This is a genomic window from Thermobacillus xylanilyticus, assembly GCF_907165215.1.
Lineage (GTDB): Bacteria > Bacillota > Bacilli > Paenibacillales > Paenibacillaceae > Thermobacillus > Thermobacillus xylanilyticus.
Genome location: NZ_CAJRAY010000065.1, coordinates 1 through 13,726 on the forward strand (window position 1 = coordinate 1; position 13,726 = coordinate 13,726).

Genomic DNA, 13,726 nt, shown 5'->3' on the forward strand with positions numbered 1-13,726 from the left:
GGAGCCGGCCGCGGCGGTACCCGCCCCGGCCGCGGCCGAGCCGCAGGCGGCGGAGACCGCCGCAGTCGAAGACGTCATCACGGATGCCGGCGGTTCCGAAGACGAAGACGTGGCATTCTTCGAAGAGGAAGAAGATTCGGAACCGCAAGATCCCGAATCGCGACCCGGAGAGGGCGGCGCCGGGGAAGCCGCCGAAGCGGCGGAGCGGTTCCTGCGCGAAGTCGCGGGCGCGATGGGGATCACGATTGACATCAGCCGGAGCGAATCGCGCGACGGCCTGAAGCTGGCGATGTCGGGCGGCGAAGATATGGGGCTGCTCATCGGCCGCAGAGGCCAGACGCTCGACGCGCTGCAATATTTGGCGAATATCGTCGCCAGCCGCAGTTCGCGCGAACGTGTGCGCATCGTGCTCGATGCAGAGAATTTCCGCGAACGGCGGCGCAAGACGCTCGAGGAATTGTCTGAACGGCTCGCGCAGCGGGTGGTCAGGACCGGCAAGGAGATCGTCCTGGAGCCGATGACCCCGCAGGAGCGCAAAGTGATTCACACGGCATTGCAGCACCATCCGAAAGTGAAGACGTTCAGCAAGGGCGACGAACCGAACCGGCGCGTCGTCATTACGCTCAAGTGACGCAAGGCATGCGATCTCTTCCGCGGCAATGGCTCGTAACGCGAGGCATTGCCTTTTTTTAAAGTTTCTTGCGGTGTCTGCGATCACAGGGAAAGGACTGGACAGCATGCACGACGATACGATCGCTGCGATTGCGACGGCCGTCGGCGAGAGCGGGATTGCCGTCATCCGGATCAGCGGTCCTTCCGCGATCGAGGCGGCCGCGCCCTATGTCCGCGCGAAGACGGGGCTCAAGGACGCGGCGACCCATACGGTGCAATACGCGAAAATCGTCGATCCTGCGACCGGCGAAGCGGTTGATGAAGCGCTCGTTACGGTGATGCGGGCGCCGAGGTCATTCACGGCCGAGGATGTCGTCGAGATCAGCGTGCACGGCGGCATCGTGCCGGTGCGGCGGGTGCTGGATCTGCTGCTGGCCGGCGGCGGCATCCGCCTCGCGGAACCGGGCGAGTTCACGCGGCGGGCGTTCGTGAACGGCCGCATCGACCTGGCGCAGGCGGAAGCGGTCATGGACCTGATCCGTTCGAAGTCGGAGCGGGCCATGAAGGTGGCGCTGAAGCAGGTCGAAGGCGCTCTGTCGCGGAAGATCGGCGAACTCAGACAGCGGCTGATCGAGCTGCTCGCGCATCTCGAGGTCAACATCGACTATCCCGAGCATGACGTCGAGGAGCTGACAAGCGCCTTCATCCGTGAGCGGAGCGGGGAAGTGCTGGCGGAGATCCGGCAGCTGCTAAAATCGGCGAACGAAGGCAGAATATTGCGCGAGGGGATTATGACCGCGATTGTCGGGCGGCCGAACGTCGGCAAGTCGTCGCTGCTCAACCTGCTGGCGGGCACCGAGCGGGCGATCGTCACCGACATTCCCGGCACGACGCGCGACGTCATCGAGGAGTATGTGACGGTCAGCGGCATTCCGCTGCGGCTGCTCGATACGGCCGGCATCCGCGAGACGTCCGACGTCGTCGAGCGGATCGGCGTTGAACGTTCGCGATCCGCCTTGACGGATGCCGATCTGCTGCTCATTGTGCTGAACCGGTCCGAACCGCTTCATGAAGATGACCGGACGCTGCTCGGCCAGGCGGCCGGCAGACAGGCGGTCGTCATTCTGAACAAATCCGACCTGCCCGCGAAGTTGGATGAAGCCGAGGTGCGGAAGCTGCTGCCCGGAACCGCGATCGTGCCGATGTCGGTCAAGGAAGGCTTGGGGATGAATGAACTCGGGCAGGCGATTGCCGACCTGTTCTTCGGCGGCAAGCTGGAAGGCGGCGAAGCGGCCTATGTGTCGAACGCCCGCCATGCCGCGCTGCTCAAGCAGGCGGAGCAGGCGCTGGTCGACGCCATTGAATCGACCGACGCCGGCGTGCCGATCGACATCGTCCAGATCGATGTCCGGACGGCATGGGAGCGGCTCGGCGAGATAACGGGCGATACGGCCGGGGAATCGCTGATTGACCAGATTTTCTCGCAGTTCTGTCTCGGAAAATGAACCCGGGCAGGTCGGCGGATGGTTTTTTCTTAATGAAAGAGGGTGAAGCTGTGGGATACGAAGCGGGACATTATGACGTCATCGTCGTCGGCGCGGGTCATGCGGGCTGCGAGGCGGCGCTTGCCGCGGCGCGGATGGGCTGCGAGACGCTGCTGCTCACGATCAGCCTGGACATGGTGGCGTTCATGCCGTGCAACCCGTCGATCGGCGGGCCGGCGAAGGGGCATGTCGTGCGCGAGATCGACGCCCTCGGCGGCGAGATGGGACGGAACATCGACAAGACGTTCATCCAGATGCGGATGCTGAACACGGGCAAAGGGCCGGCGGTCCATGCGCTGCGCGCGCAGGCGGACAAGTTTCTGTATCAGCACACGATGAAGCAGACGCTGGAGCGGACCGAGCGGCTCACGCTCCGCCAGGCGATGGTGGAGGAAGTGATCGTCGAAGGCGGACGCTGCAAGGGCGTCCGGACGAAGACGGGCGCGGAATATTCCGCGCAGGCGGTTGTCATCACGACGGGCACTTACTTGCGCGGCAAGATCATCATCGGCGAGCTGATGTACGAGAGCGGACCGAACAACCAGCAGCCTTCCGTGAAGCTGTCGGAATCGCTGCGCTCGCTCGGCTTCGAGCTGATCCGGTTCAAGACCGGCACGCCGCCGCGGATCCACGGGGATACGATCGATTTCTCGAAGACCGAGATTCAGCCGGGCGACGAGAAGCCGAAATATTTCTCCTATGAGACGGAATACCGCGAAGTCGAGCAGCTGCCTTGCTGGCTCACCTATACATCGGAAGAGACGCACCGGATCATTCAGGAAAATCTCCACCGCGCGCCGATGTATTCGGGCCTGATCGAAGGGACGGGGACGCGCTACTGTCCGTCGATCGAGGACAAGATCGTCCGGTTCGCCGACAAGCCGAAGCATCAGATTTTCCTCGAGCCCGAAGGTCGGAATACGAAGGAATATTACGTGCAGGGGCTGTCGACGAGCATGCCGGAGGAGCTGCAGCTTAAGATGCTCCGCTCGGTTCCGGGCCTCGAGAAGGCCGAAATGATGCGTCCCGGCTACGCGATCGAGTACGACGTCATCGTGCCGACGCAGCTCAAGCCGTCGCTCGAGACGAAGCTCGTCGAGGGGCTGTTCACGGCCGGCCAGCTGAACGGCACATCCGGCTATGAAGAGGCGGCCGCACAAGGGATCATGGCGGGCATCAACGCCGCGCGCAAGGTTCAGGGCAAGGATCCGGTTATTCTGTCCCGCGCGCAAGGGTACATCGGCGTGCTGATCGACGACCTTGTGACGAAGGGGACGAACGAGCCGTACCGGCTGCTCACGTCGCGCGCCGAATACCGGCTGCTGCTGCGTCATGACAATGCCGATCTGCGCCTGACGCCGGTCGGCTATGAAATCGGGCTGATCAGCGAGGAGCGGTACCGCAAGTTCCTTGACAAGAAGCAGAAGGTGGAAGACGAGATCGCGCGGCTGAGAACGGTCAAGCTGAAGCCGGAGGAAGCGCAGCGGGTGCTGGAGATGGCCGGCTCCGCTCCGGCGCAGAACACGGTCGACGCGCTGACGCTGCTCAGACGTCCGGAAGTGACGTATGCGATGCTCGAGACCGTGACGCCTTCACCGGTCGAACTGACCGATGAGATGAAGGAACAGGTCGAGATCCAGATCAAGTACGCGGGCTACATCGAGAAGCAGCTGCAGCAGGTGGAGCGGCTGAACAAGATGGAGCAGAAGCGGATCCCGGAAGACATCGACTATTACGCCGTGCACGGCCTGTCGACGGAGGCGAAACAGAAGCTCACCGCCATCCGGCCGATCTCGATCGGGCAGGCGTCGCGCATCTCGGGCGTTTCGCCGGCCGACCTGTCCATCCTGCTCGTGTATCTCGAGCATTACAACCGCGTGACGGCGGCGCGGGGGTCGTGACCTTTGAGCGCCCCGTCCTGGTTCGAGAAGCTGCTGGCGGAGCGGAATCTGGATCTGACGCCGGAGCGGAGTGAACGGTTCGAGACGTACTTCCGGCTGCTCGTGGAATGGAACGAGCGGATGAATCTGACGGCGATCACGGAGCGGGAAGCGGTATACGAGAAGCATTTCTACGACTCGCTGACGCTCGCATTCCATCTGGATCTGAACGGGACCGGCAAGCTGGCCGACATCGGTTCCGGCGCGGGCTTCCCGAGTCTTCCGCTCAAGATTTGCTTCCCGCATCTTGATGTGCTGATCGTCGATTCGCTCGGCAAGCGGATCCGGTTCCTCGAGCATCTGACTGCGGAGCTCGGCCTTGCCGGCGTGACCTGCCTGCATGCCCGCGCGGAAGACGCGGCCAGAATGCCGGAGCACCGCGACGGATACGACCTCGTAACGGCCCGCGCGGTCGCCAGAATGAACGTGCTCGCCGAGTTCTGCCTGCCGTTCGCGCGGCCGGACGGCCGATTTGCCGCGATGAAGGGCAGCGATCCCGCGGAAGAAATCGCGGAGTCGAAGCGGGCGCTGTCCGAGCTGGGAGGCAAGCTCGAGGCGGTGCATGCGCTGCAATTGCCGTTCGAGCAGGCGGACCGGCACATCGTGATCATCCGCAAATCGGGCCGGACGCCGGCGCGGTATCCGCGCAAGGCCGGCATTCCGGCGAAGCAGCCGATCGTCTGATGATCGAGCGGCCGCCATTCCGGCAGACGTTGTTCCACGTGAAACATTTTCCGTGAACAAATGTGAAAAATCGGTTTGTCAAGCAGGAAATCGAATTCCGTGTCTCGAATGATTATGCTTGCGAATGGCGATGGTTCGATGCAGCACGGCAACAACGAAACAAACAACATCACGCCGATGGAACATCGGCGTTTTGTTTCGGCTGTCGCGGATGCATACGGTTCGTCCGGAAGACCGGGCGTTTTGAGCGGCCTTGAGCGGCTGCGACAGCAGCCTGTCTTCCGGGTGGATCGGCAGCGGCATTCTGAATGGGGTAGGGAATGACATGATGAAGGAGCAATTTTCTCGGCTGTTCGGTCTGGGCGACCGCACGAATCAAGACGAAGTGAAGCAGATCCCCGTCGGCGAGATCGACGCGAGCCCCTACCAGCCGCGGACAATCTTCGATGACGAGCGGATCGACGAACTGTGCCAGACGATCCGCACGCACGGCGTCATCCAGCCGATCGTCGTACGCGTCCGGAACGGGCGCTACGAGATTATCGCCGGTGAGCGGCGCTGGCGCGCCGTCAAGAAGCTGGGACTGGAGACGATTCCGGCGATTGTCCGCGAATTCAACGATTCCCAGGCGGCATCGATCGCGCTGATCGAGAACCTGCAGCGGGAAGGGCTGACCGCGATTGAAGAAGCGGTTGCTTACCAGAAGCTGCTGGATCTGCACAATCTGACGCAGGAAAGCTTGGCGCAGCGTCTCGGCAAAAGCCAATCGACGATTGCGAACAAGCTCAGGCTGCTGCATCTCAGCGAACCGGTAAAGCAGGCGCTCATGGAACGGAAGATTACCGAGCGTCATGCGAGGGCGCTGCTGTCGCTGGAGTCGGAAGAACTCCAGGTGAAGGTGCTGGAGGATATTATCTCCAAGGAACTGAACGTGAAGCAGACGGAAGCGCGTGCCGCGTTCTACAAGGAAGCTTCTGCGAAGTCGAAGAAGTCTTCGAAGCGGATCTCATTCACGAAGGACGTCCGCCTCGCGCTCAACACCATTCGCCAGTCCGTCGAGATGGTGGCGGGGTCCGGCATCGACATCAAGACGGACGAACGCGACTGCGGCGAACATTACGAAATCGTCATCCGCATTCCGAAACGGTAGGCTTGCGGTGTCGCCCGCGGTGTACGGTCCGCTGCAAGCGGCGGTCAGCGCAGGAGCTAACAAGATAGGGTTAACTCAGCAGGTGAGAGGTGAACCGGATTGTCGAAAATCATTGCGGTTGCGAATCAGAAAGGCGGAGTCGGCAAGACGACGACATCCGTCAATCTGGGCGCATCGCTGGCATCGCTGGGGAGGAAGGTGCTGCTCGTCGATATCGACCCTCAAGGCAATACGACCAGCGGCATCGGCATCAACAAGGCGGATGTTGACAACTGCATCTATGACGTACTGATCAATGACGTGCATCCGCGCGATGCCATGGTGGAAACCAGCATCCCGGGACTGACGCTGATTCCTGCCACGATTCAGCTGGCCGGCGCGGAGATTGAGCTGGTGCCGACGATTTCGCGGGAGATCCGGCTGAAAAAGTCGTTGTCGCAAGTGCGGGACATGTTTGATTACATTCTGATCGATTGTCCTCCTTCGCTCGGCATTCTGACGATCAATTCGCTGACGGCCGCCGACTCGGTCCTCATTCCGATCCAGTGCGAGTATTATGCGCTTGAAGGCTTGAGCCAGCTGCTCAATACGGTTCGGCTCGTCCAGAAACATCTCAACAAATCGCTGCAAATCGAAGGCGTGCTGCTCACGATGTTCGATGCGCGGACGAATCTCGGCATTCAGGTGATCGAGGAAGTCAAGAAATATTTTCAGCAGAAAGTGTATCAGACGATCATCCCGCGCAATGTCCGCTTGAGCGAGGCGCCGTCGCACGGGCAATCCATTATCACTTATGATCCGAGATCGAAGGGCGCGGAAGTCTACCTCGAATTGGCGAAGGAAGTGATGACCCATGAGCAGACGGCTGGGGAAAGGGCTTGACGCGCTTATTCCTTCTCTGACGGTAGGCGAAGATGACAAGGTCATTGAAATTTCGTTGACCCAGCTTCGTCCGAACCCGTATCAGCCACGCAAGACGTTCGACGAAGAAGCGATCAGGGAACTGGCCGAGTCGATTCGGCTGCATGGCGTCATTCAGCCGATTATTGTGCGCAGCGTCGTGAAAGGATACGAGATCATTGCGGGAGAGCGTCGTTTCCGCGCTTCGCAGCTCATCGGCAATGCGACGATTCCCGCGGTCGTGCGCGATTTCTCCGACCAGCAGGTGATGGAGATCGCGCTGATCGAGAACCTGCAGCGGGAAGATCTGAATGCGATCGAGCTTGCGCTTGCCTATCAGTCGATCATGGACAAGTTCCAGCTCACCCAGGAGGAACTGTCGCTGAAGGTTGGCAAGTCGCGCTCGCATATCGCGAATTTCCTTCGTCTGCTGACGCTGCCGGCTGAAGTGAAGGAACATGTTTCACGTGGAACATTGTCCATGGGGCATGCGCGGGCGCTGGCCGGTCTGAAGGACGACAAGAAGTTGAAGGAGCTTGCCCGGCAGACGATCGAGAACGAATGGAGCGTGCGCGAGCTGGAAGACGCCATTCAGCAGCTCGGGCGCAAAAATGTGGCGGTCAAGAAGGCGCAAGCCAAGGCGAAGAAGCGCGATCCGTACATCGAGCAGGTCGAGGAGACGCTGCGCGAACGGTTCAAGACGACGGTTCGCATCCGCCATCAGAAGGACAAGGGCCGGATCGAGCTGCTGTATTACGGCAAGCAGGATCTGGAGCGGCTGCTGGAGCTTTTGGAACGGCTGGCCTGACGCCGGACAAGTCGGGCAAGGAAGGTTATGCGAACAGACGGGGCGCCATCCGATGAACCATTGCGGAGGCGCCCCTCATTGTCGGTTGGTTGTTCCGAAATCAAAACGCTTGCCGCCCGCGAAGCCTCGGCATGCTGACCTTGACACAGAACCGGGAGAATCGCCCGGATCGCGGAGTTGTATTCCCGGGCGGAAAGCATTACACTAAAGTATGCCATTTCGCAGCTATGCGGCGGGGAAAGCAGGGGGCATGCATGGACGCAAAGACGGAGCGGATCATCTATCTCGATCATGCGGCAACTTCATGGCCGAAGCCGCCGGAAGTGATCGAAGCGGTGCGCGAAGCGATGGTGCATGACGGTGCAAATCCCGGCAGGGGAAGCCACCGGATGGCGGTCAGCGCGGGCAGGATCGTGTTCGAGGCGCGGAAAGCGCTGGCGGAACTGTTTCGCATCGCCAATCCGAACGACATCGCGCTGACGTTCAACACGACCATTGCGCTGAACATGGCGATCAAAGGGTGCCTCAAGCCCGGCGATCACGTCGTCGCAACGGCGGTCGAGCACAATGCGGTCCGGCGGCCGCTCGAGCATTTGAAGCGGACGATCGGTGTGAAGGTCACCTATGTGGAGACGGATGAACGCGGCCGCCTCGACCCGACGCGCGTCCGCGAAGCGCTGCTGCCGGATACGAAGCTGGTGATCGTCAACCACAGTTCGAATCTGCTCGGGTCGATTCTGCCGGTCGCCGAGATCGGCACCATGACCCGCAAGAGAGGCATCCGGCTGCTGGTCGACGCGGCGCAGAGCGCCGGTATCCTGCCGATCGACGTGGAGGCGATGGGCATCGATCTGCTGGCGTTCCCGGGACACAAGGGATTGCTCGGTCCCCAGGGGACGGGCGGCTTGTACATTCATCCGGAGGTCAACCTTGAGCCGATTCTGCACGGCGGAACGGGCAGCCAGTCGGAAGCGGCCGAACAGCCGGACGTGCGGCCCGACCGCTACGAATCCGGCACGGTCAATACCCCGGGGCTGGCGGGGCTGGCGGCGGGCGTCCGGTACATCCTGCATGAGACGGTTGAGAAAATCTATAATAAGGAATGGTCGCTTGCGCAACGGCTGATGGAGGGGCTGTCTGCGATCGGCAACGTGCGCGTGCTCGGTCCGGAACCGGGCGAACCGAGAACCGGCATCGTCTCATTCATTATCGGCAGCGCCGATCCGTCGGAGACGGCGTTCATCCTGGACAGGCATTACGGCATCGCCGTCCGGGCCGGGTTCCATTGCACCCCGCTGGCGCATGGAACGGCGGGTACGGCGGCCACGGGCGCGGTGCGCGCCAGCGTCGGCCATTCCACGACCGAGGCGGACGTGGATGCACTCATCGCGGCTGCGAAGGAGATCAGCCGGTATTATTGAGACGGCTGTCTGAAGACGTTGCAGAAGATACAGAAATCGATCGGAAAACATGGGGGAGTAGCGATGAGGGCAGAAGATTCGGAAATCTTGTATGCGGCGATCGCGGGAATCGGCCTGCTGGTCGTCGTGCTGCTCATCTGGCTGGCTGTCGTCAGCCGCAAGCTGAGCCGGCTCACCCGGCAATACCGGGCGATGATCGGCGGCACGGGGGTGGCCGATCTGGAGACGGTCATCAGCAATTTGCAGCAGCGGACCGCGGATGCCGCGAGGGAGATCGAGCGGCTGACCGGCGGGCTGAGCCGGCTCGAAGAGACGGTCAGACAATCGGCCGGCAGAATCGGAATTGTGCGCTACAATGCGTTCGCCGATCAAGGAAGCGATCTCAGCTTTGCTATTGCCATCGTGAACGAAGAGCGGAGCGGCGTCGTCCTGAGCGGCATTCACAGCCGGGAAGAAACCTACGTGTACGCCAAACCGGTAAAGGGCGGAGAGTCGGCCTACCCGCTTACGCCTGAGGAACGGCAGGCGATTGAACAGGCGGGACTGCAGCCAGCGGCCGCTGCCGCCTCACGGCATGGACAGCGTTGATGAGACTCAGCGCGATCAGATCGGCCATGCGCATGACCAGATGCAGCCTGGTGTTCTGCAGGACGAAGTATTCCATGAAACCGCCGACGTTGACGATGCCGGTCATGTGAATGTCGCCGACCGGCGGCAGCTCCTTGTTGACGCCGGCGCCCGGACGAACCGGACCTTCGCCGATCTGGATGCAGCCGACGCTGGCGGCCTGTCCAAGGCAGGCGTCGATGCCGATGATGAACGGCCGGGGCGTCTTCCGTTCGATCCGGTGGAGCGTTTCCTCGAGATTCATCGCATGAACCGGATGCTCCAGCGTGCCGTACAGATCGAAATGCGGGCTGCGGTATTTGGACAGCTTCGTGCCAACCAGGGGACCAAGCGAATCGCCGGTCGACCGGTCCGTGCCGATGCACACGATGGCAATCCGGCGGTTCTCCGCCATCGTCGTCATATAGTGGGTCAGTCGCTCGGTGAGCAGCGCACATGCATTCGCATCGGCATGCGCGACCTTGAGCGGCGCTTCTCTTCGAACGGCCGGCTTCATGGCATCCCCTCCGCAAACAGCGTGTTACTAGTATATGGACATCGTGCCCGGTTTATACTGGAGGGACACAAAACGGGACCGCAGGGCCAGACAGGCAGTGCTGCGGCATCATTTCAGGAAAGGGGACGCTGCGATGTTGGCCGCGTTCGATTCCACCCAGCAGGCGCTGCGGGCGGAAATGTTGTTTGAATACGCCGGGATCGAGATCGACATCCGTCCCACGCCGAAGGAGATTACGGCCGGCTGCGCGATATCGATCGAGTTCCCGGACGAGCATCTGCCGGAAATCCTCGAGATCATCCGTCAGGAGCATGTGGAGATCCGCGGCATTTACATATTCTCGGAACAAGGCTACGTGCCGGCTTTCCGGGAGCAACACGCACCGGCGAGGGGGACGGAGGAATGATCGAAATGATCGAAATGCAGAACTTCGCGGCGGATCTTCGGAATGAGCTGATGTGGATGAGCATCGGCATGACCGTGCTGCGCATCGTGCTCATTCTGCTGGTCGCCTGGGTTGCGGCCAAAGTGCTGCACAAGGTGATCGAACGGCTGCTCATCAACCGAAGCCCCGAGCGGGTCCGGATTCAGCCGCGGCGCATCCAGACCGTCGGCAAGCTGCTCAACAACACGGTGTCGTACTGCATCTATTTCGTCGCTTTTCTGCTCATCCTCGGCGAGTTCAATATCAGCCTGGCGCCGCTCATCGCGGGCGCCGGCGTCGTCGGCCTCGCAATCGGCTTCGGCGCACAGAGTCTGGTCAAGGATGTCATTTCCGGACTGTTCATCATCCTGGAGGATCCGTTCGGCGTCGGGGATGAAGTGAAGATCGGCGCCTACAAGGGCACGGTGGAAATGATCGGGCTGCGCACCACCCGGCTGAGAAGCTGGACGGGCGAAGTGTTCATCATCCCGAACGGACAGATCAACGACGTCACGAACTACTCGCTGCACAACGCGCTGGCCGTGGTCGACGTGACGGTGGACGGCGGGGTGAGCCTGGAACGGGCGATGGCCGTCATCGGCGAGACGGCGCGGCAGCTCAAGGACGACAATGTGGTGCGCGAACCGGAAGTGCTCGGGGTCGTGACGGCCAGCGCGGACAGCGCGACGGTGCGGGTCGTCGCGGAATGCAAGCCGAATACGCACGAAGAGGTTACCCGCGCGCTCAATGTGCTGCTCAGGCGGGCGCTGAACGAGCTGCGGACAGCGCCGGGTTGAACCGGATATCGCTGACGGCCGGCATGACGGATTTGGGTTTTGCATGAAAGGAGAGGGGAGAACGTGGAGCGGAAGACGTTCGGCCTGGGAGACATCGTGCAGATGAAAAAGCCGCATCCCTGCGGCACGAACGAGATGGAGATCATCCGGATGGGGATGGACATCCGGATCAAATGCGTCGGCTGCAAGCACAGCGTGCTCATTCCGCGCGCGAAATTCGAGAAATATATGAAGAAGGTGCTGCGCCCCGCGGAGTCGAAGCCGGAGACGGGAGGCGCAGATTCCACGCCATCCGCTTGACTTGCAGGTTGCGAAATGAGTGAATTTTCGAATATTTTTTCTGTTGCTTCAATGGCGGAGATTGCATCTTGCAACGGCCAGTCCCCTGTGGTAATATAAATTCTGCTTGTGCCAAACACGGAGAGGTACCCAAGAGGCCCAAGGGGGTTGACTCGAAATCAACTAGGCGGTGCAAGCCGTGCGTGGGTTCGAATCCCACCCTCTCCGCCATTCCATACACAGCATCATGCGGCTCCGGACAGGAGTCGCATTTTTGCGCTGTTGCGTGAGCTGCGTGAACTTCGCTCAAAGAAGAAAAAAATGGTGGCCGTTAAGACAGTAGCGATCTTGCTGCGGCTCATCACGAAGGATCCGAAACGCAATGAACCGAAATGGGCAAAACGCTTATAGATCAAGTGTTTTAGCAAACCGCAACGACAACCGCAGCAGCTGCTATAAAAATAGACAAACCACACTGCTGTCAGGGGATTGTTTTTCCGGCAGTCTCATGAGGTAACAAATTGTTGCCTCAAGGCTACAACTAGGCTACAATCTAAAAAAAGGCACAAATTGTGTCACTGCTTTATATAATGTAAAACTGTGAACAAAAAATGCAGACGGCGCTGCCACGCCATCCGCATTTCATAACAGGCTACAGGGAATCAACCCTTAGTCTGCCGACTAACCCTGCTGCGAGTTTGCTTCCTCTGGCAGGGATTAGTTCTTTTTCTGGGTCATCTCAATCAATTTGATCACCAGCGTTATGCACGCGACTAGAAAAATGCCAAAATTGACAAGTACATTGAGGTCAATCGCGTTCATCATTGGTGGCCATTCACCTCCTAAAACAAATGAATGACTAAGGAAGGATTAACTGTAGCCTGATCAGATTATACCAAAAATCCATTTCTCTTTAGTAGTGCGGCAGAATATGTGGTTAACAGCAACATAGAAATCGAAAATTTAGCGGAATGGTAAGATAACTCAGTACTTGTTAAGAGGGTGGTATCTTGTGGATAATTGGGAAGATCTAAAACAGTCGAAGATCAGGTTTTTTCAGGCGATACGCTGGATGGAAGAGCGGATCGGTACGTCGCTCGATCGGGTTGGAGCCGGTGATCCGGAAGCGATCGCCATCATGGAACGGAACATGCTGAAAGAGACGCTGAAAGCACGAACGAAGACCATCGGAATACACTCTAGAACAACTTGAAAATCTATGCGGACAATTACGTGTTTTGTCGCAGCCTTTCGCCTCTAACTTGTTCGAATCTTACTTTTGCTGTTTCGTATGATCCGCAATGCTTTAACTTGCCGTCGTACTCCACAGCGATTCGTGTCTTGCGTTTTTTTATGCGCATCCTGGAATCTCCTTGGATAACTGTCAACAAAGGCGCGTGCAACATGGGAGGGGCGCGGCTGTGACGTGCCGGCCCGTTGCCCCTCTCAACGCAGACAGCCATAATCGGCCCTGTGAGCTCTTAAAACTTAACGGGGTAAAAAATACTGTGAAGCATATTGGAATGGAAATCAAGGTAATCGGAGGCGTCTGAAAAGGTCTGGTAGCGGTTGAGGGGTTCCCCCAAAAAAACCACCCCCAGAAAAAAAGCGGCCGCATGGCCGTCAGGCTACGACTAATATTTCCACATACAGAGAACCTTCCGGCCCTGGAGTCTGTGGAAGGTTCTCTGTTATTTCTTCACGCGCTTCCACTTGCGGCGATGATTCGATGGCTCGGGGAACTTCTCGCCTTTGCGCAGATAAATTTTGCGCGGATCATTGATGCCCATAATGTGGTCGTTGTCGCCGACCTCCATGTACCATCCGTCGTTCGGCGCGGAATGTCCCGCGTCGAATTCGGTCCACTCGCCCATGAATGCAGCCCCTCCGTTCCTTCGGTTGATTTGGATGCTGCCCATATTGTTGGCTGGCGGGGCGCCGGTCATGAACGGGAACATCCGGGGTGTAAGGAAGGATCGGCGGATACCGTGTCAACTCATATAAAAATGTTACCGAAGGGCAATGGATCACTCACGTAATTTTG

16 protein-coding genes and 1 tRNA gene are annotated in these 13,726 nt (G+C 59.6%); 14 read left to right on the top strand and 3 right to left on the bottom strand.

What is annotated here, in order from left to right; all coding sequences use genetic code 11:
* The 9 genes from jag to KJQ12_RS12545 form a co-directional block, all read left to right on the top strand.
* A partial coding sequence (gene jag, locus KJQ12_RS12505; protein ID WP_213484936.1) for an RNA-binding cell elongation regulator Jag/EloR occupies positions 1-631 on the top strand: 631 nt, incomplete at its 5' end.
* 106 nt (positions 632-737) lie between these two features.
* Positions 738-2,117 (top strand): tRNA uridine-5-carboxymethylaminomethyl(34) synthesis GTPase MnmE, encoded by a 1,380-nt coding sequence (gene mnmE, locus KJQ12_RS12510; RefSeq protein WP_213484937.1) that lies wholly within the window; start codon positions 738-740, stop codon positions 2,115-2,117.
* A gap of 50 nt (positions 2,118-2,167) precedes the next feature.
* Complete coding sequence (mnmG, locus tag KJQ12_RS12515) at positions 2,168-4,057, top strand: tRNA uridine-5-carboxymethylaminomethyl(34) synthesis enzyme MnmG (RefSeq protein ID WP_213484938.1); 1,890 nt, start codon at positions 2,168-2,170, stop codon at positions 4,055-4,057.
* Between the two features lie 3 nt (positions 4,058-4,060).
* The gene (rsmG, locus tag KJQ12_RS12520) at positions 4,061-4,780 is read left to right on the top strand and encodes a 16S rRNA (guanine(527)-N(7))-methyltransferase RsmG (RefSeq protein WP_213484939.1); all 720 of its coding nucleotides are present in this window, start codon (positions 4,061-4,063) and stop codon (positions 4,778-4,780) included.
* A gap of 328 nt (positions 4,781-5,108) precedes the next feature.
* On the top strand, positions 5,109-5,930 hold the full coding sequence (gene noc, locus KJQ12_RS12525; protein ID WP_041854657.1) for a nucleoid occlusion protein: 822 nt from the start codon (positions 5,109-5,111) through the stop codon (positions 5,928-5,930).
* A 99-nt stretch (positions 5,931-6,029) separates the two neighbouring features.
* Positions 6,030-6,812: a ParA family protein gene (locus tag KJQ12_RS12530; RefSeq protein WP_213484940.1), complete on the top strand. Its 783-nt coding sequence runs from the start codon at positions 6,030-6,032 to the stop codon at positions 6,810-6,812.
* Positions 6,784-7,638 (top strand): ParB/RepB/Spo0J family partition protein, encoded by an 855-nt coding sequence (locus KJQ12_RS12535; RefSeq protein ID WP_213484941.1) that lies wholly within the window; start codon positions 6,784-6,786, stop codon positions 7,636-7,638. The genes KJQ12_RS12530 and KJQ12_RS12535 overlap by 29 nt, the downstream gene beginning before the upstream one ends.
* Before the next feature lie 254 nt (positions 7,639-7,892).
* Complete coding sequence (locus KJQ12_RS12540; protein ID WP_213484942.1) at positions 7,893-9,059, top strand: aminotransferase class V-fold PLP-dependent enzyme; 1,167 nt, start codon at positions 7,893-7,895, stop codon at positions 9,057-9,059.
* Between the two features lie 63 nt (positions 9,060-9,122).
* Positions 9,123-9,647 (top strand): DUF4446 family protein, encoded by a 525-nt coding sequence (locus tag KJQ12_RS12545; protein WP_213484943.1) that lies wholly within the window; start codon positions 9,123-9,125, stop codon positions 9,645-9,647.
* On the opposite strand, the gene yyaC is transcribed toward KJQ12_RS12545, so the two are convergent.
* Positions 9,565-10,182, bottom strand: a complete 618-nt coding sequence (gene yyaC / locus KJQ12_RS12550) for a spore protease YyaC (RefSeq protein WP_015256509.1) — start codon at positions 10,180-10,182, stop codon at positions 9,565-9,567. The two genes, KJQ12_RS12545 and yyaC, sit on opposite strands and share 83 nt — an antisense overlap.
* A 133-nt stretch (positions 10,183-10,315) precedes the next feature.
* On the opposite strand from yyaC, the gene KJQ12_RS12555 reads away from it, so the two are divergent.
* The 4 genes from KJQ12_RS12555 to KJQ12_RS12570 all read left to right on the top strand — a co-directional run bounded on the left by KJQ12_RS12555 (position 10,316) and on the right by KJQ12_RS12570 (position 11,913).
* A complete protein-coding gene (locus tag KJQ12_RS12555) occupies positions 10,316-10,588 on the top strand; it encodes a putative Se/S carrier protein (protein ID WP_213484944.1) in 273 nt (90 codons plus the stop codon).
* Positions 10,585-11,403, top strand: coding sequence for a mechanosensitive ion channel family protein (locus KJQ12_RS12560; RefSeq protein WP_244860595.1), 819 nt, complete (start codon positions 10,585-10,587; stop codon positions 11,401-11,403). Before KJQ12_RS12555 ends, KJQ12_RS12560 begins: the two co-directional genes overlap by 4 nt.
* 63 nt (positions 11,404-11,466) lie before the next feature.
* Complete coding sequence (locus tag KJQ12_RS12565) at positions 11,467-11,703, top strand: DUF951 domain-containing protein (protein ID WP_213484945.1); 237 nt, start codon at positions 11,467-11,469, stop codon at positions 11,701-11,703.
* Positions 11,704-11,822: 119 nt separating this feature from the next.
* Positions 11,823-11,913, top strand: a tRNA-Ser gene (locus KJQ12_RS12570).
* A gap of 486 nt (positions 11,914-12,399) precedes the next feature.
* On the opposite strand, the gene KJQ12_RS19625 is transcribed toward KJQ12_RS12570, so the two are convergent.
* Positions 12,400-12,507 (bottom strand): putative holin-like toxin, encoded by a 108-nt coding sequence (locus tag KJQ12_RS19625; RefSeq protein WP_342344849.1) that lies wholly within the window; start codon positions 12,505-12,507, stop codon positions 12,400-12,402.
* A 187-nt stretch (positions 12,508-12,694) separates the two neighbouring features.
* Here KJQ12_RS19625 and KJQ12_RS12575 point away from each other — a divergent pair, with 187 nt between their 5' ends.
* Positions 12,695-12,895 (top strand): hypothetical protein, encoded by a 201-nt coding sequence (locus KJQ12_RS12575; protein ID WP_015256513.1) that lies wholly within the window; start codon positions 12,695-12,697, stop codon positions 12,893-12,895.
* Positions 12,896-13,373: 478 nt separating this feature from the next.
* On the opposite strand, the gene KJQ12_RS12580 is transcribed toward KJQ12_RS12575, so the two are convergent.
* The gene (locus tag KJQ12_RS12580) at positions 13,374-13,556 is read right to left on the bottom strand and encodes a YjzC family protein (RefSeq protein WP_213484946.1); all 183 of its coding nucleotides are present in this window, start codon (positions 13,554-13,556) and stop codon (positions 13,374-13,376) included.
* Between the last annotated feature and the right edge of the window lie 170 nt (positions 13,557-13,726).

Excerpts from the sequence above, each read along its gene's own strand:
- KJQ12_RS12560 (WP_244860595.1), top strand. The coding sequence starts at position 10,585 with ATGATCGAAATGATCGAAATGCAGAACTTCGCGGCGGATCTTCGGAAT.
- KJQ12_RS12580 (WP_213484946.1), bottom strand. The coding sequence starts at position 13,556 with ATGGGCGAGTGGACCGAATTCGACGCGGGACATTCCGCGCCGAACGAC.
- mnmE (WP_213484937.1), top strand. The coding sequence starts at position 738 with ATGCACGACGATACGATCGCTGCGATTGCGACGGCCGTCGGCGAGAGC.
- KJQ12_RS12555 (WP_213484944.1), top strand. The coding sequence starts at position 10,316 with ATGTTGGCCGCGTTCGATTCCACCCAGCAGGCGCTGCGGGCGGAAATG.
- yyaC (WP_015256509.1), bottom strand. The coding sequence starts at position 10,182 with ATGAAGCCGGCCGTTCGAAGAGAAGCGCCGCTCAAGGTCGCGCATGCC.
- KJQ12_RS12535 (WP_213484941.1), top strand. The coding sequence starts at position 6,784 with ATGAGCAGACGGCTGGGGAAAGGGCTTGACGCGCTTATTCCTTCTCTG.
- noc (WP_041854657.1), top strand. The coding sequence starts at position 5,109 with ATGAAGGAGCAATTTTCTCGGCTGTTCGGTCTGGGCGACCGCACGAAT.
- KJQ12_RS19625 (WP_342344849.1), bottom strand. The coding sequence starts at position 12,507 with ATGATGAACGCGATTGACCTCAATGTACTTGTCAATTTTGGCATTTTT.
- KJQ12_RS12540 (WP_213484942.1), top strand. The coding sequence starts at position 7,893 with ATGGACGCAAAGACGGAGCGGATCATCTATCTCGATCATGCGGCAACT.
- KJQ12_RS12545 (WP_213484943.1), top strand. The coding sequence starts at position 9,123 with ATGAGGGCAGAAGATTCGGAAATCTTGTATGCGGCGATCGCGGGAATC.